The following is a 22781-nucleotide window of genomic DNA, read 5'->3' as shown; positions in this document are numbered from 1 at the left end:
CGAGGCCCGACAGTCGGCCCTGAAGCGACCGGGACGCCGAGTCCCTCGAGATCGATCTCGTCCCGCTCGCCTCCCCCGGACAGAGGTGCGCCGGTGTCGCGCCGGCGACCGACAGCGCGCTCCTGCCGACCAGACGGCATCCGCCCGAAGTCTCCCGACACACGCATGCGGCGCAGCACCCAATGCGTGTCGAGATACTGCGAATCGCTCCAGACCCCGGCGTCGAGGTCCTCGGCGGTGCTCGAACCCCGTGCGTGGATGGCTGTCGATCCCGAAAGGACGTCAATCTCGGCGTCACTTTTTGCGACTCTCACACACCTTCTCTGTGTGAGAGTTCTTGATCGGCGCACGACGACAGCCGACTCGACGGTTGCCTCGACGCTGAACGAGCTCGAGGGCATGAGCCATACACGTCGCGCCGCAGTCGTCGACGAGCTCGTCTTGCAGCGCTCCCGCATCGAACAGCTGCTGTCGGGGATCTCAGGCCTCGACGTCGTCGAGGTCTGCCCCACGCTCCGCGGTTTCCTAGGGTGGCTGCGCCACACCGAAAGAACTCGATGGCCTCATCTGCTCGTGCTCTCGCTCCCCTTCGATCCGCTCGCGTCGAACGATCTGTCCGCGCTCACGGCTCTGCGCGAGGCCGGGATCCGCGTGCTCGCTCTCACATCGCCGGGTACGCGAACGACTGCCCGGCGTGTCGCGGCCGCAGGCACCGACGGATTCGTGTCCACCGCCGACTCGGAAGACGACTTCGTCGTCGCCGCCACCATCGTCCTGACGGGAGGCACGATCATGACGTCCCCCGCGCACGACATCGTCAAACCCGGCTCCCCGGGAACGCGTCTGAGCGCCCAGGAGGCGCGAGTGCTCGCGCTCTACGTGAACGGCATGACCATCGGTCAAGCGGCCGATGCCATGGGCATCCGCCACGACACGGCAAGGAAGTACCTCAATCGCGTGCGCGACAAGTTCACATCGGCGGGTCGCCCTGCCCGCTCGAAGCTCCAACTGGCCCAGATCGCCTGGGCTGACGGGTACGCGGATCCTTCGCCACACGAGGGGCCCTGCATGATCACCGAATGAGCCGGGGTCGTGGAGCCCGGGAGGACCCCACGATCCCGCCGAGAAGGAGTGCAGATCCCCGGAATCGTGGCGCGAGTCACGGATCGACGAAGTCGAAGGTCATGCTGTCCGGCCCCTCGCCCCAGGGGTCGAAGATGACGTCGGGGTCGTACACATCCACGGCCTTCTCATACGCCGGCCCCCAGTACCCGTCGCTGTCGAGCGCCCGCATGGTGAAGTAGTACCACCCCGCTGCGTCCATCAGGAGTCGCTTGCGCGTGTATCCGTTCTGATCCAGGTCGATGGTCGCGGAGTGCCCCTCCATCGAGGTGATGAACACTCGCCCGTTCGGCGGCCCCGTGACCGCGATGACCACACCGGTGGTCTGCGCCTCTTCGACCCTCATGTCTTCGAATCCGGTCAGGTCTTCGAAGCCCTGCACTTGGATCGGGAGCACGGTGAAGGTGCCCGATGTGACGGCCGACTGCGAAGTCTCGTCGTATGACCACACCTCGTAGGCGTAGGTTCCTGCGCCGAGTTGCAACGCGCGGGTGTCGAAGCTCCAGGTGCCGTCGTCGGCGACCGTGGGTGTGTAGCGCTGAGAGTCCAGGGAGACGACGATGCTCTCGCCCGGCGTTGTCTGCCCCGCGATGACAGGGGAGAGGTGACCTGAGAAGGTGGTGGGGTTGGCAACCCCCGGAGACAACGGGGACTCTGGATCGGTGCCAGGTCCCGGCGTACGCGGATCGGCGGGCTGCGGCCGGGTCGGAGCCGTGGGGAAGTACTGATCGGGGTCGTCGGAGAGCCCCGCTGAGGGAACGGTCGGGTCGAGGATCCGACGCCCGGTGGTCGGTTCCTCCGGGGCCGAAACCGGCGGAGCAGCGACCAGCAGATCCGGGCCCGAAGCGCGGACAGGGTCTGGCTCGGATGCCGCGGCACTGACGGCGTCCGAGCTCGCCGGCAGCACGTCCGCCTGAGAGGGCGCCGGGCCGGGCCCGGCGATCAGCGCCGCGACGATGATCCCGCCGACCGTGGCCGCACCCAGGGACCCGGCGAGGAGCCATCCGGAGAACCCGGCGAACGCCGCAGCGGCGGCCGTACCGGACGACAGTGAGGCGGCTGTAGGCGCCCCGAGCCCCGCCGCCCCCAGCAGCACGGCGAGGGTCCTGCCCTGCAGCCGTGCCGCGCCACCCCGCGTCGACTGCAGCAGATCTCTGCATTCCCCGCACTCCGAGAGGTGGTCAGCCACTTCCCGCTCCACGGCGACGTTGTTCGGTTCGGTCAGGTACTGAGGGATCAGGCGCGCCACATGCGTCGTGTCATCGCGAAGAGCGACGGGAATCTGTCGGCTCAGCCACTGGAATTTCAACCCCGTGCGCGCACGACGTTGCAGCGCCGACACCGCGTTCGGCTTGATCCCCAGCTCTTCGGCGATCTCCGGCCGGTCGACGTCATCGACCTCCGCCAGCCACAGCACGCGCTGCCACCGTTCGGGAAGGGCCTGGAAGGCTGCGAGCACATCTGCCGAACTCGCCTGCTGCTCGAGTACGCTGAGCCCGTCGCGCAGCTCCAACTGATCGACATCATCGCTGGTCAGGACGCGCGCCGCGTCCTTCCGCCAGGCGATGGCGGTGTTGCGGATCACCGTCTTCAGGTAGGAGCGGAAGGCGAACTGCGGACCTCTGTCGGTCGTGGTGACCTGCTGATAGATCGTCAGGAACGACTCCGAGACGAGGTCATCGGCACGGGCCGGAAAGAGCCGATAAGCGTAGCGGTGCGCCGCCTCCGCGTGGCGGCGCCAGAGGGCTTCGTAGCTGCCCCGATCACCGGCCCGTAGCGCGCTCAGCAACTCCGCATCACTGCGGGGATCGATCATGTTCCCTCCCCGGACCACAGGTCTCTTCCGACGTCAGAATAGGGCACCGGGGTGCCGAACTTTCGTCGCGTCACTTTCTGGGGGTCGGCGACTCTTCTGGTGTGGCTGTCTTGCGCCTCATTGCCCCGTCGTCCGTGCTCGACTTGGGAGACGCCGCACGACGCACCGACGGATCGGTCGGCCCGCGGGGCGGCCACCTCGAGAAGTAGGCTGAACTCATCATGGACGAGTTCATCCAGGGCTTCTGGAACTTCGCGCAGCACTACTGGTGGCTCATCTTCCCCATCATGGGAATGGCTGGCGGCGCCGCGAAGGCATGGGAGCGCAGCTCCAAGCGCCGACACGAGCGCCGTCTGGAGACTCTCCGCATGAAGGCGCAGCTGAAGACCGCCGAGATCGAGGCGCGTGCGCTGACCCAGCAGGCCCGGCGCCGCGGGCCCTCCGTCGTCGACACGACGGCATCCGTCGCCCCGAACGACCTGGTAGCGCGCCTGTTCAGCGAGCACGACGAGATCACCGCACGCTGGCTCGACTACGAACTCGACGTGGCGAAGCTCATCGCCTTCCCCGCCATGAGCGATGGTCGCCAGCCCCTGACCGCCGCGTTCCTGCGCGCCAAGAAGACGGCGGATGCCCTGCGACCGGCCTCGGCAAACGCGAAGGTGTCGGAGCAGCAGGTCACCGAGTATCTACAAGCCGTCGGCGACTACGCGGTCGCGTTCGAGATCGCCGAGAAGGACGCCAGACGCCTGCGCGATTCGACCTTCACCGAACCGGAGCGCAAGCGCCTCGACCGCGCACAGCAGCTGCTGAAGGTCGCGGTCGACGAATCGGCCACACAGGCCGAACGCAACGTCGCCTACAAGCGCGTGCGTGAAGAGCTCGACGGGCTCATCCTGCTCTCCGACGACGCGGTCACCGTGCTCGAGAAGCAGGTGGCCAGAGAGATCTCCGCACCGGCAGCACCATCAGTGTCCGAGCCCACCACCCCTGAGCCCGAGCGGATCCGGCTCCCCCGCCGCGACGAACAGTCCTGAAGCCCAGGCACATCCGCGGGTTCTGCCCGCACCCCCGCCCCATCCGGGCGGACGACGACGGAGGCATGCCGCAGTGATCACTCGGTTCGAAGAGCTCGACTGGCAGTCCACCCCGATCGGCGACCTCACTCTGCGCCGGCGCACGGAGCCCGCGGTGGGACAGGAGATCTACGAGGTCAAGCTCGGCGACGAGTACCTGATGTCGAGCCTGTTCACCGTGGCGGAGGAAGAGCTCGCCGACCTGGGGTTGGCAGCGGTCGACGGCGACAACCTCTCGGTGCTGGTCGGCGGGCTCGGGCTCGGCTACACCGCCGTCGCGGCCCTGCGGGATGAGCGGGTGAGCGCCCTCACGGTGATCGACCGGCTGGGCGCCGTGATCGGGTGGCATGAGCGCAAGCTCCTCCCGGTGTCGGCGGAACTCGTCGACGATCCGCGCACGACCCTGCTCGAAGACGACTTCTTCGCGGTGATGCGCTCCGCGCCCGTCGAGGGTCGCACCGGGTACTCGGCGATCCTCTTGGACGTCGACCACTCTCCGCGGCACCAGCTGGATCCGACGCACGCCGACCTGTACGACGCCGCCGGTCTGCGCGCGCTCGACCGTCATCTCGCCCCCGACGGCGTCTTCGCCCTGTGGTCGGATGACCCGCCCGACGAGGAGTTCATGGTCGAGTTGACGGCCGTGTTCGATGACGCCGTCGCTCATGTCGTCGACTTCGAGAACGCCGTCACGGGCGGCACGTCGTCGAACACCGTGTACGTGGCGCGCAGTCGCAGAACGGGTGCCGAGGCGCTCGATGCCTCCGCCCCGCACGCGGGCGGGGACGCATGACCCCGGAGAACGTCACCGGTCCGATCGCCCACCACGCCGAAGCACCCGTCTGGTGGGCGGGCTGGGGCGGCTTGCGCTGGGTCGACGGAAGCGCGGGCGACCTGCTCGCGCTGCGTCCCGAGGGTGTGACCCGCCAGCACATCGACGACGAGTACCTGGCCTTCGCTCGCCCCCGATCCGGTGGCGGCCTGGTGGCGGTCGGCGCCCGCACGCTCTACCTCGCGGACGACGTCGACGGCGACACCAGGGCCGTGGCCTCGCTGGGCGACGACCCTCGTGTGCGCATGAACGACGGCTGCTGCGATCCTCGCGGCCGACTGCTGGCCGGTTCGATGGCCTACGACGCCGCGGCCGATGCCGGAAGCCTGCTGCGCCTCGACGCCGACCTGAACATCGCGACCGTGCTGGCGCGGGCGACGATCTCGAACGGCGTCGGCTTCTCGCCCGACGGACGACGCGCGTACTACGTCGACACCGCGACGCACCGCATCGACGTGTTCGACGTGACCGAGGGGGAGCTGCGCGGGCGACGCGCCTTCGTCGTGATCCCCGAGGAACAGGGGTCACCCGACGGCCTCACGGTCGCCGCCGACGGCAGCGTGTGGGTCGCCCTTTGGGGCGGCAGCGCCGTGCACGGCTACGACGCCGCCGGACAGCGCATCGCGACGATCGATCTCCCGGTACCCCAGGTCAGCGCGTGCACGTTCGGTGACGACGACCTCGGCACGCTCTACATCACCACCTCGGCGCAGGACCTCGGCCCCGACCACGGCACCGAGGCGGGTTCGCTCTTCGCCGTGCGACCGGGCGTGCGCGGCCTCCCCGTCATCCCCTTCGCCGGCTGAGACCTCGCGGCAGCACCGACGGCCTCTGCCCGAGGCACGGTGCACTCAGCGAAAGGAACCGTGCCCCGGACACAGGCCGCCGGGTGGATGACGCAGGTCAGCGCAGGTGCACCCGCTCGGTGCGCTGGTGCTGGCGACCGAGGCCCTCGATCTCGATCGTCATCTCATCGCCGTCCTGGAGGTACGGGAACCGGCCGGAGAGCGCGACGCCCTGCGGGGTGCCGGTGTTGATCACGTCGCCGGGCTCGAGCACCAGGTAGTGGCTCAGCTCGTGCACGATCTGCAGCACCGGGAAGATCATGTCGGCGGTCGACGAGTCCTGCCTCGGCTCGCCGTTCACGAACGACCGCAGCCGCAGCGCCTGCGGGTCGACCTCGTCGGCGGGGACGAGCGCCGGCCCGAGCGGGTTGAACGTCTCGGAGCACTTGCCCTTCGACCACTGCCCGCCCGACACGTCGAGCTGATAGGCGCGCTCGGACACATCGTTCGAGATCGTGTAGCCGGCGATGACCTCGCGGGCGGCATCCGGAGACGACAGGTAGCGCGCGGTCTTGCCGATCACGACCGCCAGCTCGACCTCCCAGTCGACCTTCTCCGCACCGGGCGGCAGCAGCACGACATCATCCGGGCCGACCACCGTGTTGGGGTGCTTGAAGAAGATCACCGGATGCTCGGGCGGCACGGATCCGGACTCGGCCGCGTGGGCGGCGTAGTTCTGGCCGATGCAGATCACCGCGGTCGGGCGGGCGACCGGAGCGCCGATGCGCAGCCCGTCGACAGTGGCCGCGGGAAGCTCGCCGCGGCCGAGGGCCTCGCGCACGCGGGCGATGCCGTCGGCGGCGAGGAAGGCACCGTCGATCTCGGCGGTGAGGGGCGACAGGTCGTAGGTGATGCCCGCCTCCCGCGCGTAGGGACGCTCGTGGCCGACGGGGCCGAGTCGCAGGAGTTCCATGGTGTTCCTTCCGTCAGCGCGCAGCGGCGAAGGTCGGGTTGACGATCGGCACGGATTCGCCGGCCAGATAGCGGATGATGTTCTCGGCCGCGTGCACGGGCAGGTCCGCCAGCGCCTCGGGCGAGTACCAGGCAGCGTGCGGGGTGAGCAGCACGTCGTCGAGGTCACGCAGCGGGGAGTCGGCGGCGAGGGGCTCCCCCGCGAACACGTCGAGTGCCGCGGCGCCCAGGTGCCCGGCACGCAGCGAGGCGGCGAGCGCCTCCTCGTCGATGAGCGGACCGCGGCAGGTGTTCACCACGACAGCGCCCCTCTTCATGGTTGCGAGGGCCGCGGCATCGATCAGATGGCGGGTCTCCGCGGTCAACGGTACGTGCAGGGTGAGGATGTCGGCCCGGGCCACGGCATCCGGGATCTCGACCAGCTCGCATCCGGCGTCGCGCACTGCGTCGGCGGAGGCATACGGGTCGGCGACGAGCACGCGGAACCCGAGCGCACGGCAGCCGCGGGCGACCATCGAGCCGATACGGCCGAAGCCGAGCACCGAGACCGTGGTGGCCGAGGGGCGCACGGCGAGCGGGCGGGCATCGACGGCCTTCCAGGTGCCGGCGCGCACGGCACGGTCGTAGGCGGGGAGGCCGCGGGCCTGCGTCATGATCATCGCGATCGTGTGCGCGGCGACCTCTTCGATGCAGTAGCTCGGGGTGTTCGCGACCGCGATGCCGCGGGCGGTCGCCGCCTCGACGTCGACCATGTCGTAGCCGATGCCGACCCGGCTGATGATGCGCAGGTTCGGCATCCGATCCATCACCTCGCCGGTGATCTGCGCCCACTGCACGACCAGACCCTCGGCGTCGGAGCCGAGAGTGGCGATGTCGTCGATGCTGCCGGAGGCGGCGCGTTCGGCACGCAGCCCGGCCTGTCGGAGGGTGTCTTCGATGACGGTTCCCGGCAGGTCGCAGTCGCTGACGAGGATGAATGGCTCGGTCATGGATGCGATGCTATAGCATCTAGCAGATGGATGCACGATGTCAGGCCGATCGCTCACCCTCCCCATAATTTGCTATAGCATCGATCCCATGACTGCTCGCCGCGCACTGATCACGGGGGCCAGTTCCGGTATCGGAACCGCCGCCGCCCTCGAACTGGCCCGCGAGGGTGCCGCCCTCTGGATCACCTACGCCGGGCGGGAAGCCGAAGCCCTCCGCGTCGCCGAGGAGTGCCGCGCCGCGGGGGCGCCCGAAGTGCACGTCTCGCGCCTCGACCTGCGCGAGCGCGCATCGATCGACGCCCTGATCGCCGAGGTCGCGGCCACATGGGGCTCGCTGCATGTGCTCGTCAACAACGGCGGCGTCTGCCCGTACACCCCCTACGACGACATCGAGTTCGACGAGTGGGACATGGTCCTGGAGACCAACGCTCGCGGCACCTTCTTCCTGACCCGCGGCGCTCTCCCGCTGCTCCGTACCGCTGAGGGCGACCGCTCGGTGATCAACATCGCCTCGATCGCCGGCCAGGTCGGCGCACTGCAGACCGGCATCCACTACGCGGCCAGCAAGGGAGCGATCCTCGCGATCACCCGCAGCTTCGCGCGGCATCTCGCCCCCGAGGGCATCCGCGTCAACGCCGTCACCCCTGGTCCCGTCGCGAGCGCGATCACCGACCAGCTGCAGGGCGCTGGCCGCGAGAAGCTCGAAGCAGGGATCCCGCTCGGCGCGTTCGGACAGCCGGAAGACGTCGCCTGGATCATCGCATCGCTCGCCTCGGAGCGCGCCCGCTTCATCACCGGCGCCACCTACGACGTCAACGGAGGAGTTCGCATTGACTGACCGCACCGCCCGTTCTGCCCTCGATACTGTCCAGGCGCAGCTCGACGCTTTCAACGCGCACGACCTCGACGCGTTCGTGGCGACTTACGCCGAAGACGCCGTGATCACCGGTGTCGCGCCCGAGCCCGTGGTCGGCTCCGCCGCGATCCGCGCGTTCTACGAGCCTCGACTGCAGAACCCCGAGCTGTCGTGCGTCATCGAGACCAGCGTGCTGTTCGGTACCCGGTGGGTCGTCGCGCAGGAACAGGTCATCAACGCAGGCGTCGCCACCGAGACCATCGCGACGTTCGACGTGATCGACGGGCTTATCGCGCGGGCCTCGATGCTCAAGGCCTGACGCCGCAGAGCGCTCACTCGTGCTCCGGGAGGATCGGGGACGACCATCCAGGGTCGCGCCCGAGCTGCGCCGCCCGCGAGACGGAAGTCGCACCGTAGCGATCCCGCAGAGTGTCGAGCACGGTGTCGAGGCGGGCCTCGTCGCCCCAGTCGATCGGCAGTTCAGGCTGCACACGGTCGGTGTGGTCGAGCTGCGACAGCGAGATGCCGATCAGGGTGATGCCGCGGGCGGTGATCTCGGCGTGCGCGGCGGCGAGCAGTGTGCGCGCGAGGGTGAGCAGCACGGCGGTGCGATCGGTCGGCGCGCGGAGCGAGCGGGAGCGCGTGGCCTTCGAGAAGTCACCGAAGCGCAGGCGCAGCACGACGGTGCGGCAGACGCGATCGCCGTCGCGGAGGCGCCGCCCCAGCCGGTCGACGATCTGCGTGAGGATGAGATCGAGTTCCTCGGCAGATCGGGGGCGGGTGCCGAGCGCACGCTGCGAGCCGATCGACCCGCGTCGCCGAGTGGTGTCGACGGGCCGCGGATCCCGCAGACGAGCGAGCGCGTGCACGTGCGCGCCCGTCGCTTTGCCCAGCATCCGCTCGGCGGTCGCCGCCTCGAGCTCGGCGAGCTCTCCGACCGTGCGGATGCCGTAGCGGTGGAGCTTCTCGGCCGTCACGGCGCCCACACCCCATAGGCGTTCCACGGGAAGAGGGAGAAGGAACTCCTCCTCCCGGTCGGGCTCCACGACCAGCAGCCCATCGGGTTTGCTCACGGCGCTGGCGACCTTGGCCAGGAACTTGGTGCGCGCAACCCCGACCGAGATGGCGAGTCCCGCCTCCGCCCGCACGCGTTCGCGCAGCCGTGCCGCGATCTGCTCGGGGCTGCCGGCGATGCGTCTGAGACCCCCGACCTCGAGGAACGCCTCGTCGATCGACAGCCCCTCCACGAGAGGGGTGGTGTCACGGAAGATCGCGAACACGTCTTTGCTCGCCGCGGAGTAGGCATCCATGCGCGGCGGGACGACGACGGCATCAGGGCAGAGCTCTCGCGCCTGCCGTCCGCCCATGGCGGTGCGCACCCCGCGTGCCTTCGCCTCGTAGCTCGCCGCCAACACGACCCCGCCGCCGACGATCACGGGACGGCCACGCAGTTCGGGCGCATCGCGCTGCTCGACCGACGCGTAGAACGCGTCGAGGTCGGCGTGCAGCACCGTCGCTTCCCCACGCATCCCGTTCTCCTGTCGACGTGCGGATCGTCGCACGAACCGGGGACACCGGCATCGACATCGAGAGGCGAGACGGCGTGTCTGTGGCGACCGGTATGGTCGGCGCGTGCCGGAACCGGTGAAGCAGTGGTGGGCGCGACGGCAGTTCTCCCGCGGTCGCGCTGTTCCGTATGAGGTGGGCACCTATCGCGCCGGATGGGCGGCGTATCCGGAACTGGTGCGGCAATACCACCCGGAACTGAACCACGGCATCGCACTGTCGCAGATCCCCCTCGCCGCCGACGTGCTGCTCTGCTGGGAGTGCGCGGCCGGGCATCGGTTCGCCGCCACCCCGACCGAGCAGCGCGAGCGCCCTGGACAGGTGCGGCGGCGCTCCGCATGGTGCCCTGAGTGCTCTGCGCTCGCCCGTCCGCAGCCGGTCGTGCTCGGCGAAGCACGCGCCCGCCCCCGCGCACCCCGTCGCCCCGCGCCCGCGCTCTGCACGAAGACGCCCGACCTTCCCGCGGGCACCGCGTTCGTCAGCGAGTGCGCCCCGAAGCCTGCATCGGCTGCCGAGGGCCGCCTGCGAACGGAGCTCGGCGCGGTGATCGACTTCGACCCGACCATGAACGCGGTTAAGGTCTCGCGCCCGTTCTTCCGCCACACCGAGGTCTGGCCCGACATCGTGTTCCCGGAGCTCCGGATCGCGCTCGAATACGACACCGTCGGCCGTCACGGCCTGGAGCACGTGGGCAAACGCCAAGACGCGAACCTGCGCAAAGACCGCGCGCTCCGTGCCGCGGGCTGGGAGGTGATCCGCATCCGCACCGGGAAGCTCGAACCCCTCGGTCCGCACGACCTCACGCTGTCTTCGGTAAGTGGGAAGAGCATCGCCCGCATCCTCGACGAGCTGCGGGTCATTCGTGGCGCACTGCTCGTGGATGCCTATCTGCGGTGACGCAGAGCCCGATCAGCGCTCGAAGCGCTCCCGCAAACCCTGGTCGATGGCGATGTCGCCGAACGACGCCGTCCACGCGCCGTCGACGGCGATCGACTGCCCCGACAGGTAAGGGGCCTCATCCGACAGCAGGAACGCCGTGAGCGCTGCCACCTCTTCGGCGCGGGCGATGCGGCCCATCGGCGGCCCCTCCGCGAGCGCCCGCTCTTCAGCCTCGGGGTCGGCCGCGCGGGCGATCTGCGCCTCCAGGTGCGGGGTGCGCACCCCGCCGGGAGCGACGGTGTTGGCGCGGATGCCGAGACCGCCGTACGACACGGCCACGCTGCGGGTGAGGGCGTCGATGCCACCCTTGGTGAACTCGTAGGCGGCATGGTCGGTGAAGCTGGAACGGCCGTGGATCGAGCCGATGTTCACGATCGCGCCCGGCACGCCCTGATCGACGAAGGCGGAGACGGCGGTCGAGCAGCCCCAGATGTACCCGAAGCCGTTGATGTCGAGCACCTCGCGCACGGTGTCTTCGTCGAGCTCGTGCAGCGGGGTGCGCTTGGTGATCCCGGCGTTGTTGACCCAACCGGCGAGGGGCGCCCTGACACGGGCGGCCGCGGCGGCACGCTCGTGCGTCGCGCGATCGGCGGCGTCTCCGAGCACGACCTCGGCCACGATGCCGTCTTCGAGCGTGCCGGAGCCCGGGGAACGCTCGAGCCCGACCACGATCCAGCCGTCGGCGGTGAGACGTTCCGCGATGGCACGGCCGATGCCCTTGCCGCTGCCGGTCACGACGACGCTGCGGTTCACGACGCTGCGGTTCACAGAGCTGCGGTTCACAGAGCTGCGGTTCACAGAGCTGCGCGGGGAGTCTGGCATCTCAGTCCCTCTCGAATGGGAAGACGGTGGGATCGAGCGCGAAGCCGAGGCCCGCGGCATCCGTCGGCCGCACACGGCCCTCGAACGACGGACCGCCGAGGATGAACGACGGCGCAGGATCGTACGGATTGACGCCGCGGGCGAAGGTCTCGACGCCGATGCCCAGGTGCGCGGTGACCTCAGGATAGACGTGCCCCGACACCGGCACACCGCGCTCGGCCGCCCACGCGATCATCTCGCGGGCCGGTGTCACGCCGCCGATCGCGACCACATCGAGCCGCAGCACGTCGACACCGCCCACCTCGACGAGCGCCTTCAGCACGGCCGGATCAGTGACCTCATCGCCGACCGAGACCGGGAGCCGTGATTCCCGGCGGATGCGCGCGACGCCCTCGGCGTCTTCGGGAAGCAGCGGGTCTTCGAGCCACGCGAGCCGAGGGTCGCCCCACTGCGCGATCTCGGTCAGCGCCGTGTCGGCATCGGGCCAGCCGAAGCCCACGTCGACGACCAGGCCGGTCGTATCGGGCAGCTCGGCGTTCAGCATCGCGAGCAGGTCGCGCATATATGCCGGATCCGGAATGCGGGAGATCTTCACGTTGGTCCAGCCGTCCGCCTGCGCGAGAACCTCGTCGGCCACCTCGCGGGGAGTCCGGTCCGCAGAGGGATACGCGGCGACCAGCATCGATTCGCGAGGCCCGTCGCCCGTGCCGAGCAGCGTCCACAGCGGCAGGCCCGCACGCCGCGCGGCGATGTCCCACAGCGCGATGTCGACCAGGCCGATCGCGCGCCGCACCAAGCCCACCCGACCGACGATGGCACTGCCGCGCAGCATCCGCTCCCAGGTCGCGGCGGGGTCGTCGGCATCCGCACCCACCGCGTGCACCGCAACGAGGCGGTCGACCATCTCGGCCATCGGCGCTTCCCGCGAGAGGCAGTAGGCCACACCGGTCAGGCCGTCGTCAGCGGTCGCCCGCACCGCGCTGTACTCGCGGCGGGTCACGGTCATCGCCCCCAGGTGCAGGGGTGCCGGGAGCGGCAGCACGGCCGTGGCCGTGTCGATGCGAGCGATCGTCGTCATTCGGGCTTCTTCGCCAGCGGCACGCCGTAGTCGACCATGAACCCGCCGTCGACGTAGAGCGTCTGGCCGTTCATGTACCGCGACTGGTCGGACACGAGGAAGCTGACCGCGGCGGCGATCTCGCTCGCTTCGGCCAGACGCTTCGCGGGGATGCGCGACAGGATCGTGTCGAGGCTGAGCGTGCCCGCCTCGACACCCTGGCGGAAGACGCCCGTGTCGACGTACCCGGGTGCGACTGCGTTGACCCGCACCCCGCGCGAGGCCCACTCGGCACCCGCGGTCGAGGTCAGACCGATCACCGCGGCCTTCGTCGTGGCGTAGGGGGCGCGTCCCGCAGAGCCGCGCGACGAGATGGAGGAGATGTTCACGATGCGACCCTCGCCGCGCTGGAGCATCCGCTTTCCTGCGGCCTGCAGCGCCGAGAACACCCCGTGCAGGTTGACGTCGACCACGGCCGACCATTCGTCCCAGGTGAGGTCTTCGATGCCGCGGTGGCGCTGGATGCCGGCATTGTTGACGAGCACCTCGATCGGTCCGAGCTCCGTCTCGATCTCGCCGAACACGCGGTCGACACCGGCATGGTCGGTCACATCGAGCTCGCGCCACAGGATGCCGGCCGGGTTGTCGGCTGCGGTGAGCCCGGGAACACGGTCGGCGGCGACCACGAGGTAGCCGTCGGCGGCGAGGCGCTGACCGATCTCCCAGCCGATCCCGGCAGATCCTCCGGTGACGATGGCGACAGGGCGCTGGGCGGTCATTGCTCTCCTCAGAGTGGTCGAGATTTGCTATAGCAAGTGTATCGGGAGTGCCGTCAGCGGTCGAGCAGATCGGCCACGACAGCCACCGCATGCTCCTCGAGCAGGTCGAGCGCCCCGGGCGCGAGAGGCGTCTGCCAGGCCTGATACGCCCCGCGGTCATAGGCGTCGCGCGTCGGCAGATACACGAAACCTGGGCCGTTCGTGAGGTTCATCACCACGATCGGCGTCTCGGGGAATCGGCGGCGCAGCGTGGTCTGCAGCCGCGAGTAGGCCTCGCCCGGATGCCCCACGATCACCGCGTCCCCGAGCCGCCAGGCCCAGATCGGATGCTGCACGGTGGGACCGTCGATGTAGCCGTCGCGCAGGTTGCGGGCACGTCCCAGACGTTCCTCGCGCGAGCGCGGATCGATGTCCTTCCACTCCTCGGCGAGCTCGTCGAGCGTCGGGAGGTCACGCAGCGGCAGTTCCACACTCGTCAGCGAAGAGCCGGCCTCCTCCCCTCCAGCGGCTGCCCGCCCGGTCCAGATCGCGAGCGGAGCACCCGACTCCACGACTTCGTCGAGCGTGAGCTCCTCCCCCGGGGCGGGCAGCGCATCGAGAGCGGCGAGCACCGCGTGTCCGAGCGAGCGTCCGTGCCGGTCGGCGACCGCGACGTCGCCCGTGTACTGCTCGCGCGGAGCCAGCTCGCCCGATGCGCCCTGCACGAACAGGCACGGGGCGTCTGTGGCGGACTCGACGATCTCGCGCATCGCCCCGACGTAGTCCGGCGACACCTCTCGGCTCTGCCAGGCGAGCGTGGTCGGGTGGCAGGCGTAGTTCACGAGAGTGGCGCACACGATGCCGTCGACGCTGAGGCGTCCGATCGTCACGGTGTCATCGGACTCGCCCGCGGGGTTGTAGCCCACGAGGGCTCGACCGTCGACGTCGAGCTCGCGATCGGCCGCCAGGGTGCAGCGCCCGGTGGTCCACTCGATGAGTCCGGGGACCGCGCTCTCCAGCGCCTCGCGCCCGGCGGCGATCCCCGCAGCGGCGAGCGCCTCGAGGTATCCGGGGATCAGCTCGCCACCCGGAAGATGCGCATCGGCGGCGCACAGCACCGCACCGGCATGGGTGTGCGAGAGCGAGAGCATCAGCTGGTCGGGGTCGAGCCCCAGCCCGTCGAGGATCGCCCCGCGCACGCCCTGCTCGTCGGCGACGCGACGCCACCACGTGCCATCCACCGCGAGCAGCACCCGCGGGCGCTCGTCGGCGGAGACCACGGCGAGCGCGGTGAGCTCGAACGGACGGTGTGCCCCCTCAGAGCGCTCCCAGTCGGCGGGGCCCCAGTTCTTCGCCCGGATGCCGGTGGGCGGGGTGATGTCGCGCCGGGCGACGCCGATGCGCGCCTCGGTGCGGGGGATGCGGATGCGATCGCCGAGTTTCGTGGCAGATGCGGTGTCGTTCACGCGTGGTCCTCCCTGTTCTCCATGATGCCGCCGGTCAGGCGGTTTTCAGCACGTCGGCGATCAGGACACGCTCACCGTCTGCAGGGAGATCGGTCTCGACGCCGCGCTCGACCGCGTCGCTGTAGAGCAGCGTCGACGGCTCGGAGAAGCCCGCGGCCAACCGCAGCCGTCCTCCGACGAACTGTGCGCCGGTGACCCGCGCGTGGTTGATGCCCGCGCCGATGTCGACGTGCGCCGCCCCCTTCGGCACCGTTGACGTCACACCGCTCAGCCGCCAGGTGATCACGCCCGCGCCGCCGGCCCGCGACAGCATGGCGCCCTCGCCGCGCTCCGTGCTCAGCTCGACACCCTCGAGCACGATGGCCTGGTCGCGCACCGCGGTCGCCGTGAGCACGACGTCACGGACCGTGCCGCCCCGGATGGTCACCCTCGACCCGCCGAGTTCGGCGGGGGCGCCGGTCGCCGGACCGCTCAGCCGGCAGTCGACGAACTCGACCGCTCCGGATCCCCGAGCCTTCATCCCGTCGATTCCGGTGATCGTGCAGCGTGCGAAACTCACGGGGACCGTGACGGGGGTCTGGATGAGCACCTGGTCCTTGGGGAGCGCGAAGGTGCAGTCCTCGATGGTCGTCGGCCGCGACGACCTGGTCGATCGCTGGCCGATGGCCAGCAGCCCCGCGGTGCACCCTCGCAACTGGGCGCCGTCGGCGTTGATCGTCATGGTCCCCTGGGGGTCGAAGGTCGATCGCCCGATCACCCGGACGTTCTCGAGCGTCAGGTCGCTGATCTTCGTGCCCGCGACGAACCACGAGCAGACGTGGTCGCGCACCGTGATGCGCTTGGCTGCGGTGCCCCATTGCGCGCCGGAGTTGGCGATGTCCATCAGCCCCGAGCACCCGATGAAGGTGAGGTCGTGCTCGTACTGACCGTGCGTGGTGAACGGGTTCCCGCCCTGGTCGTCACCGTCGCCGTGGCAGTTCTCGACGATGCAGTACGCACTGGCGGTCAGATCGTTGAGATGCCGCGCGTTCGACGATGTGCAGTCGCTCACCCGCCCGTAGAGGCTGTAGATCTGCTGCGTGAGGTAGCCCGCGCCGCCGTAGAAGACCGTGGGCGGGTTCTCGACCGAGCAGCGTTCGGTCGTGAAGTGGGTGTTCCACCGCCGCATGATGACCGGCCACCAGGTGCGACTGGCGTGCACGTCGGCGACATCGCAGTGGATCGCGTACTCGAAGGCGATCGGGTGCGATCCGGTGAGCTCGCGAGAGTCCGGGAAGGAGCCGTCCGTCGGTCCGTCGAAGGGACCGGCCCCGAGGAACCGCATGTTCGAGATGCGCACGCCCTCGACCGGATCCATCCGACGCCAGATGAGCTTTCGCCCCGTGTCGAGCGGCCAGCCGTTCAGGTAGTCGATCCGGATGTGCGTTCCGTCGATCTGCTGCGTCACCCGGACGAATCGCTGGATCTCGCGCTCATCGGCTCCGCCTCCGGCGACCGTGTCGCACTGTAGCGCCCACCAGGAGTCCACGGGGAACGCCGCCGCATCAGGCACAGTCACCGCGTCCGTCAGCTCGGGCCAGCCCTCTGCCAGGCGGTGCTCGACCACCACGTCCCGCGACACCCCGGTGAAGAACATCACCGCACCGAAGGGGTTGTCGTGGGTGTTCGCCTCGATCCCGTCCGTCGTGATGACGTGGCCCCCGAAGTCGATCTCGATGTGGGAGCGGGTGAAGCGATGCCGTCGCTGGAACAGCAGGTCGGTGCTCGCCGCGATCCGCTTGACGCGGATGTCGTTCACCATCGCGGCGAGCGCGTCATCGGCCGCCGTCTCGGGCCCGGTGATGCCGAAGACCCGGAAGTCGACGGTGCCGTCGTGCTGCAGCAGCCATCTGCTGCCGCGCTTTCCGGCGATCACCGTGCCGCCGTTGGCCTCGATGTCCGCAGCCTCGACCCCCACGTAAACGAGTAGTCCGGCGTCGCCGGGCGTCCGGTAACCGGCGACGATCGCCACCTCGCCGTCGCGCGCACGGCGCCGGGACAGCTCGGAGACCGAGTCCGCCCTGGTGATGTCCTTCGCCCCCGCCGCGGTGGGAGCCCCCTGCGCGGGTGACGCCGCAGCCAGGGAGCCGGCCGCACCGAGCGCGACCGCACCGAACCCCGCCACGAGGGCGCGTCGACTCGTCGAACGCACACGCGCATCCGCGTCGCTGCGGGACATCACCGCACCCCGGACTTCGCGTCTGCGGCCAGCAGCGCTTCGGCCGGAACCGTGAAGTCCGCCCGTCGGCTGAGCGCGAAGGCGATGGTCGCACCGAGCAGCGTGAGTCCGGCGATCAGGAGCAGACCCCAGATCGCCGACCCCGTGGTCTCGCTGATCCAGCCGATCGCATACGGACCGGCGAATCCGGCGAGGTTGCCGACCGAGTTGATGAAGGCGAGTCCGGCAGCCGCCGCCGTGCCGGTGAGCACCATGGGCGGCAGACTCCAGAACAGCGGCGTCGTCGAGAACAGCGCCGACATCCCGACGCACAGCGCCGCGAGCGCGAGGATCGGCGTGCCCTGCGCCGCGACCGCCGCGATGAGCGAGAGCGCGGTGATGGTGAGCGTGATGCCGATCTGCAGCGGGATGTTGCCCTGCTTGCGGGCGGCACGCTCCCACGGGAGCATGACGAGTGCGGCGCACAGATTCGGCAGCGCGACGATCCACCCCGTCGTGGAGTTGGAGAAGTCGCCCATGCTCTTCACGATCGTGGGCAACCACATGCCGAGCCCGTACGCGCCGAACACCACACCGAAGAACAGCACGATCAGGGTCCACAGACGTCCGTTGCTGAACACCTCGCGCAGGCGCAGACGCCCGTGCTTCTGCTCGGTCGCCGCTGTCTCGGCCGCCAGGGTGTCGTTGATCCACCGCTGCTCGGTCGGGTCGAGCCAGCGCGCATCCTGCGGACGGTCGGGCAGCCAGAAGAAGACGACGAAGGCGAGGAGCACAGCGGGGAGGCCCTGCAGGAGGAAGACCAGCTGCCAACCGTCCAGACCCCACATGCCGTGGAGCTCGAGCATCCAGCCGGAGAGGGGCGCGGCGACGGCGTTCGCGATCGGGTTCGACAGCACGAACACTGCGAGCACCTGGGTGCGGTACTGCCGCGGGAACCAGAGCGTGAGGTAGAGGAGCACGCCGGGGAAGAAGCCGGCCTCGGCGATGCCGAGCACGAACCGGGCGATCGCGAACTGGGTGGCATCCTGCACGAAGGCGGTGAGGGCGGCGACGAGTCCCCAGGAGACCATGATGCGGGCGATCCACTTACGGGCGCCGAAGCGCTCGAGCAGGAGGTTGCTGGGCACTTCGAACAGCAGGTACCCGATGAAGAAGATGCCGGCGGCGAACCCGAAGGCGGCCTCGGTGATCTGCAGTGCCGCCGTCATCTCCAGCTTGGCGAAGCCCGCGTTGTTGCGGTCCATGTAGGCGACCAGGTACAGCAGCCCGAGGAACGGGCCCAGACGCCAGATCGCCTTCTTCATGGCGGAGGCTCCGACCTCCTCCGGCGTTCGCGTATCGGGTGCGGATGCGTTCCCGGCCATGGACAACTCCTTCGTCATCGTTCGAGTGGGCTTGCTATAGCATCTAGCAAATCCCTGGCCGTGTCCACTCATCCGGAAAATGCCATAGCATCGAGCGAACGAATTCGCGCCTCTCGACGAGACGGAACCGCGGATCGAGAAGGGCACCGAATGCGCAGCGTCTCGGATCAGAACATCGCCGAACAGGTCGCAGACGAGCTGCGCGCGGCCATCCACTCCGGAGAGCTCGCCCCCGGCGAGCGCCTGGTCGAGCGCAAGCTCGCCGACCGGCTCGGTGTCAGCCACATCCCGGTGCGCGAGGCCCTGACCCGGCTCGCCGAGGAGCGCCTGATCACCCGCGAGCCCCGCCGCGGCGCTCGTGTCGCCCAGCTGAGCGCGCAGGACCTGGAAGAGATCTCCAGCCTGCGGATCGTGCTGGAGCAGTTCATGGCGATCCGTGTGCAGGAGCGATGGAGCGAGGAATCCGCCGCCCGGCTCGGAGCCATCATCCAGGCGATGGCGGATGCGGCTCCCGGCGACATCGACGAGGTGCTGCGCCAGGACCGCCTCTTCCACGAGACGCTCGCCGATCTCGCCGAGCACCGCTTCCTCGACGAGCTGAGCGGCCAGTTGCGCGGCCGGATCACCGGATTCCTGCATGCCGCCAACGCGGCCCTCGACCCCGCGGAGCAGGAGGAGCACGTGCGCAGCCACCAGCAGATCGTCGACGCCATCGCGAGCGGCGACCCCGAGCGGGCGCAGGCCGTGATCGCCGAGCATGTGACCAGGGCCGTCGAGCGCATCACCCCCACGGCCGAGTGATCCGCGCCGTGACCCCGCAGACGATCGTCCTCACCGGAGCCTCCGACGGGATCGGCGCAGCGGCCGCCCGCCAGCTCGCCTCCTCCCCGCATCGCCTCATCCTCGTCGGCCGGTCGGTCGAGAAGACCCGCGCCATCGCCGAGGAGACGGGCGCTGCGTGGTTCACCGCCGACTTCGCGCGCCTCGACGACGTGCGAGCACTGGCCGCGAAGATCACCGACGCCGTCGGCGACAGCGGCATCCACGTGCTGGCGAACAACGCCGGCGGCATCTTCGGGGATCAGACCCCGACGGTCGACGGCTTCGAGAAGACCATGCAGGTCAACCACCTGGCGCCGTTCCTGCTCACGAACCTGCTGCTCCCACACGTGCTGAAGGCGGAGGGCGCGGTTGTCAACACCTCCAGCATCGCCCACCGCCTGTTCGGTCATCTCGACGTGGACGACCTCGACAACCGCCGCCGCTTCAGCCCGAACAAGGCCTACGGCGACGCCAAGCTCGCGAACGTGCTGTTCGCCAAGAGCCTGCACACGAAGTTCCACGCCCAGGGGCTGAGCGCGGTCGCCTTCCACCCGGGCACGGTGCAGACGAACTTCGCGTCCGACTCATCGAGCATCATGCGGCTGCTCTACCGCACCCCGCTCAAGCACCTCATGCTCATCGGTGCGGATAAGGGCGGTGCGACACTGCGCTGGTTCATCGAGGGAACCCCCGGTGAGACCTGGTTCTCCGGCGCCTACTACGACGAGCGCCAGCTGACCACGAAGATCAATCCGCAGGTGAACGACGCCGCTCTCGCCGAGGCCCTCTGGCAGCGCAGCGCCGAGCTCGTCGGCATCCCTGCCACGTAGCCCGAACGCATCGAACGGCCCCTGCTCGCCTGCCCGTTTCGCGTTCCCCGGTTCGTCTCCCCGGAGTGCGCACCTGTCGGGAGATCTCACGGATGTCGGACCGGATCAGGCTTTCCGGTCCGACATCCGGACATTCTCCCGACGGATGCACCTCCCGATGGATGCCCCTCCCGATGGATGCCCCTCCCGATGGATGCCCCTCCCGACGGATGCCCCTCCCGACGGATGCACCTCCCGACGGATGCTCCGCCCCGGAGGCCCGCGCCCGGGAGAGCGTCAGACCACGAGGTTCGCGGTATCCACCACACGCGGGCCCGCGGCGGGGAAGGCCGTGCGGGTCACACCCGACTCGACGTTGCCGGTGTGCAGCAGCGTGGACGATGCGCCGAACGCGGCATCCGCCAGCTCGAGCGCGCCGCCTTCGAAACGGTTGCCGACGGCGCGGTAGTGGGTCGCGCCCTTCGTGACCGCGACATGCGTGGCCGAGCCCTCCGCGCGGAAGGTGCTGTCGGACAGCGTCAGGTGCAGCTCGCCGTCGCCGGTGCGCGAGACACCGGTGCCGCCCTTGATCGCGACGTCCGACCCCGCGATCTCGACCGACTGCCGCTCGCCTCGCGCCGCGGCGATGCGGGCGTTGCGAAGCGTCGATCCCTCGAACCGCAGCCGCTCCGACGATGTCACGACCGGCGCCGCGTCGTCGGCGGCCGTGAGAGTCGAGCCGCGGAACGTGACCGCTCCGGCCCCGGCGATCTTCATGCCGCCGACCCGGTCGAGCACGGTGTCCACGAACGTGACCGGCGTCTTCACCGTGGCGTTGGTGAGCTCCCCCGGTGCGACGAAGGTGAAGTGCGAATCGGCGATCACGGTCGGCCGCGCGGAGTTGTCCGAGGCCTGCGTGATCACGAGGGTGTCGGATGCCGTGCACCCGCGCAGCTGCGCGCCGTCGGCGTTGATCCACAGCATGCCCGATCCCGCGAGCGACGGCTTGCCGATCACCTGCACGTCTTCGAGGGTGAGGTCGGTGATGCGCACGCGGGCGACGAACCACGAGCACACGTGCTTGCGCACCGTGATGCGCTTGGCCGCCGATCCCCAGGCCGCCCCCGAGTTCGCGAAGGTCATCAACCCCGAGTTGCCGGTGTATGTGAGGTCGTGCTCGTACTGCCCGTGCGTGACGAACGGCCCCTGGTCGTCGCCGTCGCCGTGGCAGTTCTCCACCAGGCAGTAGGCGCTCGCGGTGAAGTCGTTCAGGTGCCGGGCGTTCGCGGTGTGGCAGTTGGCGACGTATCCGTAGAGGCAGTAGATCTGCTGCGTCAGGTAGCCGGCCCCACCCCAGGTGACCGAGGTGGGGTTCTTCAGCGTGCAGCTCACGGTCGAGTAGTACGTGTTCCACCGGCGCTGGATCAACGGCCAGAAGGTGCCGGTGCCGTCGATGTGGTCGACGTCGCAGCGCACCGCGTACTCGAAGGCCAACGGGTGCGAGCCCGTGTACTCGTCGGTCCCGGTGCCGAGGAACTTCAGGTTCGACACCGTCACGTCGTGCACCGGAACGACGCGGCGCCAGGTCATCGTGCGGTCTTTGCCGAGCGGCCAGCCGTTCTTGTAGTTGATGCGGATGTGCGTGCCATCGACGATCTGCGTGACCTGCACCAGCCGCTGCAGCTCGCGCTCCCAGCGACCCGACAGCGCGTTCACCTCAGCGGCGTACCAGTCGCCGACCGCGAAGAACGAGGAGTCGGCGACCGGGAAGATGTCACCCAGATCGGGCACCACCTCGCCGAGCTTCGCCTCGTGCACGGCATCCGTCACCTCGCCGCGGAAGAACATGACCGCCGCGAAGGGGTCGTCCTTGCCCGCATTCTCGATGCCGACGGTCGTCATGAGGTGCCCGCCGAAGTCGAACGCGATGTTCGACCGCGAGAACCTGTGGCGACGCACGAAGTTGAGGGGGCTGTGCCCCTCGATGCGGTGGATGCTCGCATCGTTCACCATGGCGTCGAGCGCGTCGTCGGCGTTGACGCTCGCATCCATGATCCCGAACATCCGGAAGTCCACGACCCCCTCATGCACGAGCAGCCACGCCCCGCCCTTCGGGGCCGAGAGCACGGTGCCGCCGTTCGCCGCCGGAGCGTTCTTCTTCACGAAGCGGTACAGCCCGCCGCCCCCGTCACCGGCCGCGGCGTATCCGGTCGTGCGGACCAGATCGCCGTCCTTGCCCTTGCGCGTGACGAGATCGGTCGCCGTGCCGCCGTTCGCCACAGACGAGGAGCCCGAGTTGCCCTGCGTGACGATCGGGCCGGCGGCCTGCGCGGGGGTCTGCGCACTGACGGCCGCCACGCCGCCGATGGCTGCCGCTCCGAAACCGGCGAGCAGCATGCGTCTGCTGCGCAGAGCAGCGGTGTCGGTCTTCTCCTGCGGGGTCGTGCTCGTCTTCTGGGTCATGCTCATCCTCCTTGCGGCGTCATCGCCGCGGTCAGGCGTCCGGTCGTTC

The 22781-nt window shown here is 69.5% G+C and carries 20 protein-coding genes; 9 read left to right on the top strand and 11 right to left on the bottom strand.

Going from position 1 to position 22781, the window contains the following annotated elements; all coding sequences use genetic code 11:
• Positions 1–399 precede the first annotated feature (399 nt).
• Positions 400–1083 carry a helix-turn-helix transcriptional regulator gene (locus ASC55_RS12255; RefSeq protein WP_055875832.1) on the top strand — a complete coding sequence of 228 codons (684 nt, stop codon included), beginning with the start codon at positions 400–402 and terminating at the stop codon, positions 1081–1083.
• Positions 1084–1159: 76 nt separating this feature from the next.
• Here the strand turns inward: ASC55_RS12255 and ASC55_RS12250 are convergent, their stop codons facing one another.
• The gene (locus ASC55_RS12250) at positions 1160–2938 is read right to left on the bottom strand and encodes an RNA polymerase sigma factor (protein WP_055875829.1); all 1779 of its coding nucleotides are present in this window, start codon (positions 2936–2938) and stop codon (positions 1160–1162) included.
• A gap of 221 nt (positions 2939–3159) precedes the next feature.
• On the opposite strand from ASC55_RS12250, the gene ASC55_RS12245 reads away from it, so the two are divergent.
• From ASC55_RS12245 to ASC55_RS12235, 3 genes are all read left to right on the top strand, one after another.
• Positions 3160–3975: a hypothetical protein gene (locus tag ASC55_RS12245; RefSeq protein ID WP_055875826.1), complete on the top strand. Its 816-nt coding sequence runs from the start codon at positions 3160–3162 to the stop codon at positions 3973–3975.
• Between the two features lie 73 nt (positions 3976–4048).
• Positions 4049–4807, top strand: a complete 759-nt coding sequence (locus tag ASC55_RS12240) for a hypothetical protein (protein WP_055875823.1) — start codon at positions 4049–4051, stop codon at positions 4805–4807.
• Complete coding sequence (locus tag ASC55_RS12235) at positions 4804–5652, top strand: SMP-30/gluconolactonase/LRE family protein (RefSeq protein WP_055875819.1); 849 nt, start codon at positions 4804–4806, stop codon at positions 5650–5652. Before ASC55_RS12240 ends, ASC55_RS12235 begins: the two co-directional genes overlap by 4 nt.
• A gap of 97 nt (positions 5653–5749) precedes the next feature.
• On the opposite strand, the gene ASC55_RS12230 is transcribed toward ASC55_RS12235, so the two are convergent.
• Both ASC55_RS12230 and ASC55_RS12225 read right to left on the bottom strand, forming a co-directional pair.
• The gene (locus ASC55_RS12230) at positions 5750–6604 is read right to left on the bottom strand and encodes a fumarylacetoacetate hydrolase family protein (protein ID WP_055875816.1); all 855 of its coding nucleotides are present in this window, start codon (positions 6602–6604) and stop codon (positions 5750–5752) included.
• A 13-nt stretch (positions 6605–6617) separates the two neighbouring features.
• Entirely contained in the window at positions 6618–7592 is a 975-nt protein-coding gene (locus ASC55_RS12225; protein WP_055875814.1) for a C-terminal binding protein, read from the bottom strand.
• 88 nt (positions 7593–7680) lie between these two features.
• On the opposite strand from ASC55_RS12225, the gene ASC55_RS12220 reads away from it, so the two are divergent.
• Entirely contained in the window at positions 7681–8430 is a 750-nt protein-coding gene (locus ASC55_RS12220; RefSeq protein WP_055875811.1) for an SDR family NAD(P)-dependent oxidoreductase, read from the top strand.
• Positions 8423–8767, top strand: coding sequence for a nuclear transport factor 2 family protein (locus ASC55_RS12215; protein WP_055875808.1), 345 nt, complete (start codon positions 8423–8425; stop codon positions 8765–8767). Before ASC55_RS12220 ends, ASC55_RS12215 begins: the two co-directional genes overlap by 8 nt.
• A gap of 13 nt (positions 8768–8780) precedes the next feature.
• On the opposite strand, the gene dinB is transcribed toward ASC55_RS12215, so the two are convergent.
• Positions 8781–9977, bottom strand: coding sequence for a DNA polymerase IV (gene dinB, locus ASC55_RS12210; RefSeq protein WP_055875804.1), 1197 nt, complete (start codon positions 9975–9977; stop codon positions 8781–8783).
• A gap of 103 nt (positions 9978–10080) precedes the next feature.
• Here dinB and ASC55_RS12205 point away from each other — a divergent pair, with 103 nt between their 5' ends.
• Entirely contained in the window at positions 10081–10911 is an 831-nt protein-coding gene (locus ASC55_RS12205; RefSeq protein ID WP_055875800.1) for a zinc-ribbon domain-containing protein, read from the top strand.
• 12 nt (positions 10912–10923) lie between these two features.
• Here the strand turns inward: ASC55_RS12205 and ASC55_RS12200 are convergent, their stop codons facing one another.
• The 6 genes from ASC55_RS12200 to ASC55_RS12175 are packed head-to-tail and all read right to left on the bottom strand — an operon-like array spanning position 10924 to position 18638.
• Positions 10924–11736 (bottom strand): SDR family NAD(P)-dependent oxidoreductase, encoded by an 813-nt coding sequence (locus tag ASC55_RS12200; protein WP_235563363.1) that lies wholly within the window; start codon positions 11734–11736, stop codon positions 10924–10926.
• Between the two features lie 40 nt (positions 11737–11776).
• Complete coding sequence (locus ASC55_RS12195) at positions 11777–12853, bottom strand: enolase C-terminal domain-like protein (RefSeq protein ID WP_055875796.1); 1077 nt, start codon at positions 12851–12853, stop codon at positions 11777–11779.
• A complete protein-coding gene (locus ASC55_RS12190) occupies positions 12850–13611 on the bottom strand; it encodes an SDR family NAD(P)-dependent oxidoreductase (protein ID WP_055875794.1) in 762 nt (253 codons plus the stop codon). Before ASC55_RS12190 ends, ASC55_RS12195 begins: the two co-directional genes overlap by 4 nt.
• 53 nt (positions 13612–13664) lie before the next feature.
• Entirely contained in the window at positions 13665–15056 is a 1392-nt protein-coding gene (locus tag ASC55_RS12185; RefSeq protein WP_055875791.1) for a hypothetical protein, read from the bottom strand.
• Positions 15057–15090: 34 nt separating this feature from the next.
• Complete coding sequence (locus ASC55_RS12180) at positions 15091–17274, bottom strand: hypothetical protein (RefSeq protein ID WP_055875788.1); 2184 nt, start codon at positions 17272–17274, stop codon at positions 15091–15093.
• Complete coding sequence (locus ASC55_RS12175) at positions 17274–18638, bottom strand: MFS transporter (RefSeq protein WP_055875783.1); 1365 nt, start codon at positions 18636–18638, stop codon at positions 17274–17276. Before ASC55_RS12175 ends, ASC55_RS12180 begins: the two co-directional genes overlap by 1 nt.
• A gap of 150 nt (positions 18639–18788) precedes the next feature.
• On the opposite strand from ASC55_RS12175, the gene ASC55_RS12170 reads away from it, so the two are divergent.
• Together ASC55_RS12170 and ASC55_RS12165 are read left to right on the top strand one after the other, a co-directional pair.
• Positions 18789–19439 (top strand): GntR family transcriptional regulator, encoded by a 651-nt coding sequence (locus tag ASC55_RS12170; RefSeq protein ID WP_017830085.1) that lies wholly within the window; start codon positions 18789–18791, stop codon positions 19437–19439.
• An 8-nt stretch (positions 19440–19447) separates the two neighbouring features.
• Entirely contained in the window at positions 19448–20290 is an 843-nt protein-coding gene (locus tag ASC55_RS12165; protein ID WP_055876164.1) for an SDR family NAD(P)-dependent oxidoreductase, read from the top strand.
• A 276-nt stretch (positions 20291–20566) separates the two neighbouring features.
• On the opposite strand, the gene ASC55_RS12160 is transcribed toward ASC55_RS12165, so the two are convergent.
• On the bottom strand, positions 20567–22732 hold the full coding sequence (locus ASC55_RS12160; RefSeq protein WP_082524326.1) for a peptidase C14: 2166 nt from the start codon (positions 22730–22732) through the stop codon (positions 20567–20569).
• Positions 22733–22781: the final 49 nt, after the last annotated feature.

Origin of the sequence: Microbacterium sp. Root322 (genome assembly GCF_001425645.1) — a bacterium.
In the GTDB taxonomy this organism is placed as follows: Bacteria; Actinomycetota; Actinomycetes; order Actinomycetales; family Microbacteriaceae; genus Microbacterium; species Microbacterium maritypicum.
This window is presented reverse-complemented; position numbering and strand designations above follow the sequence as displayed.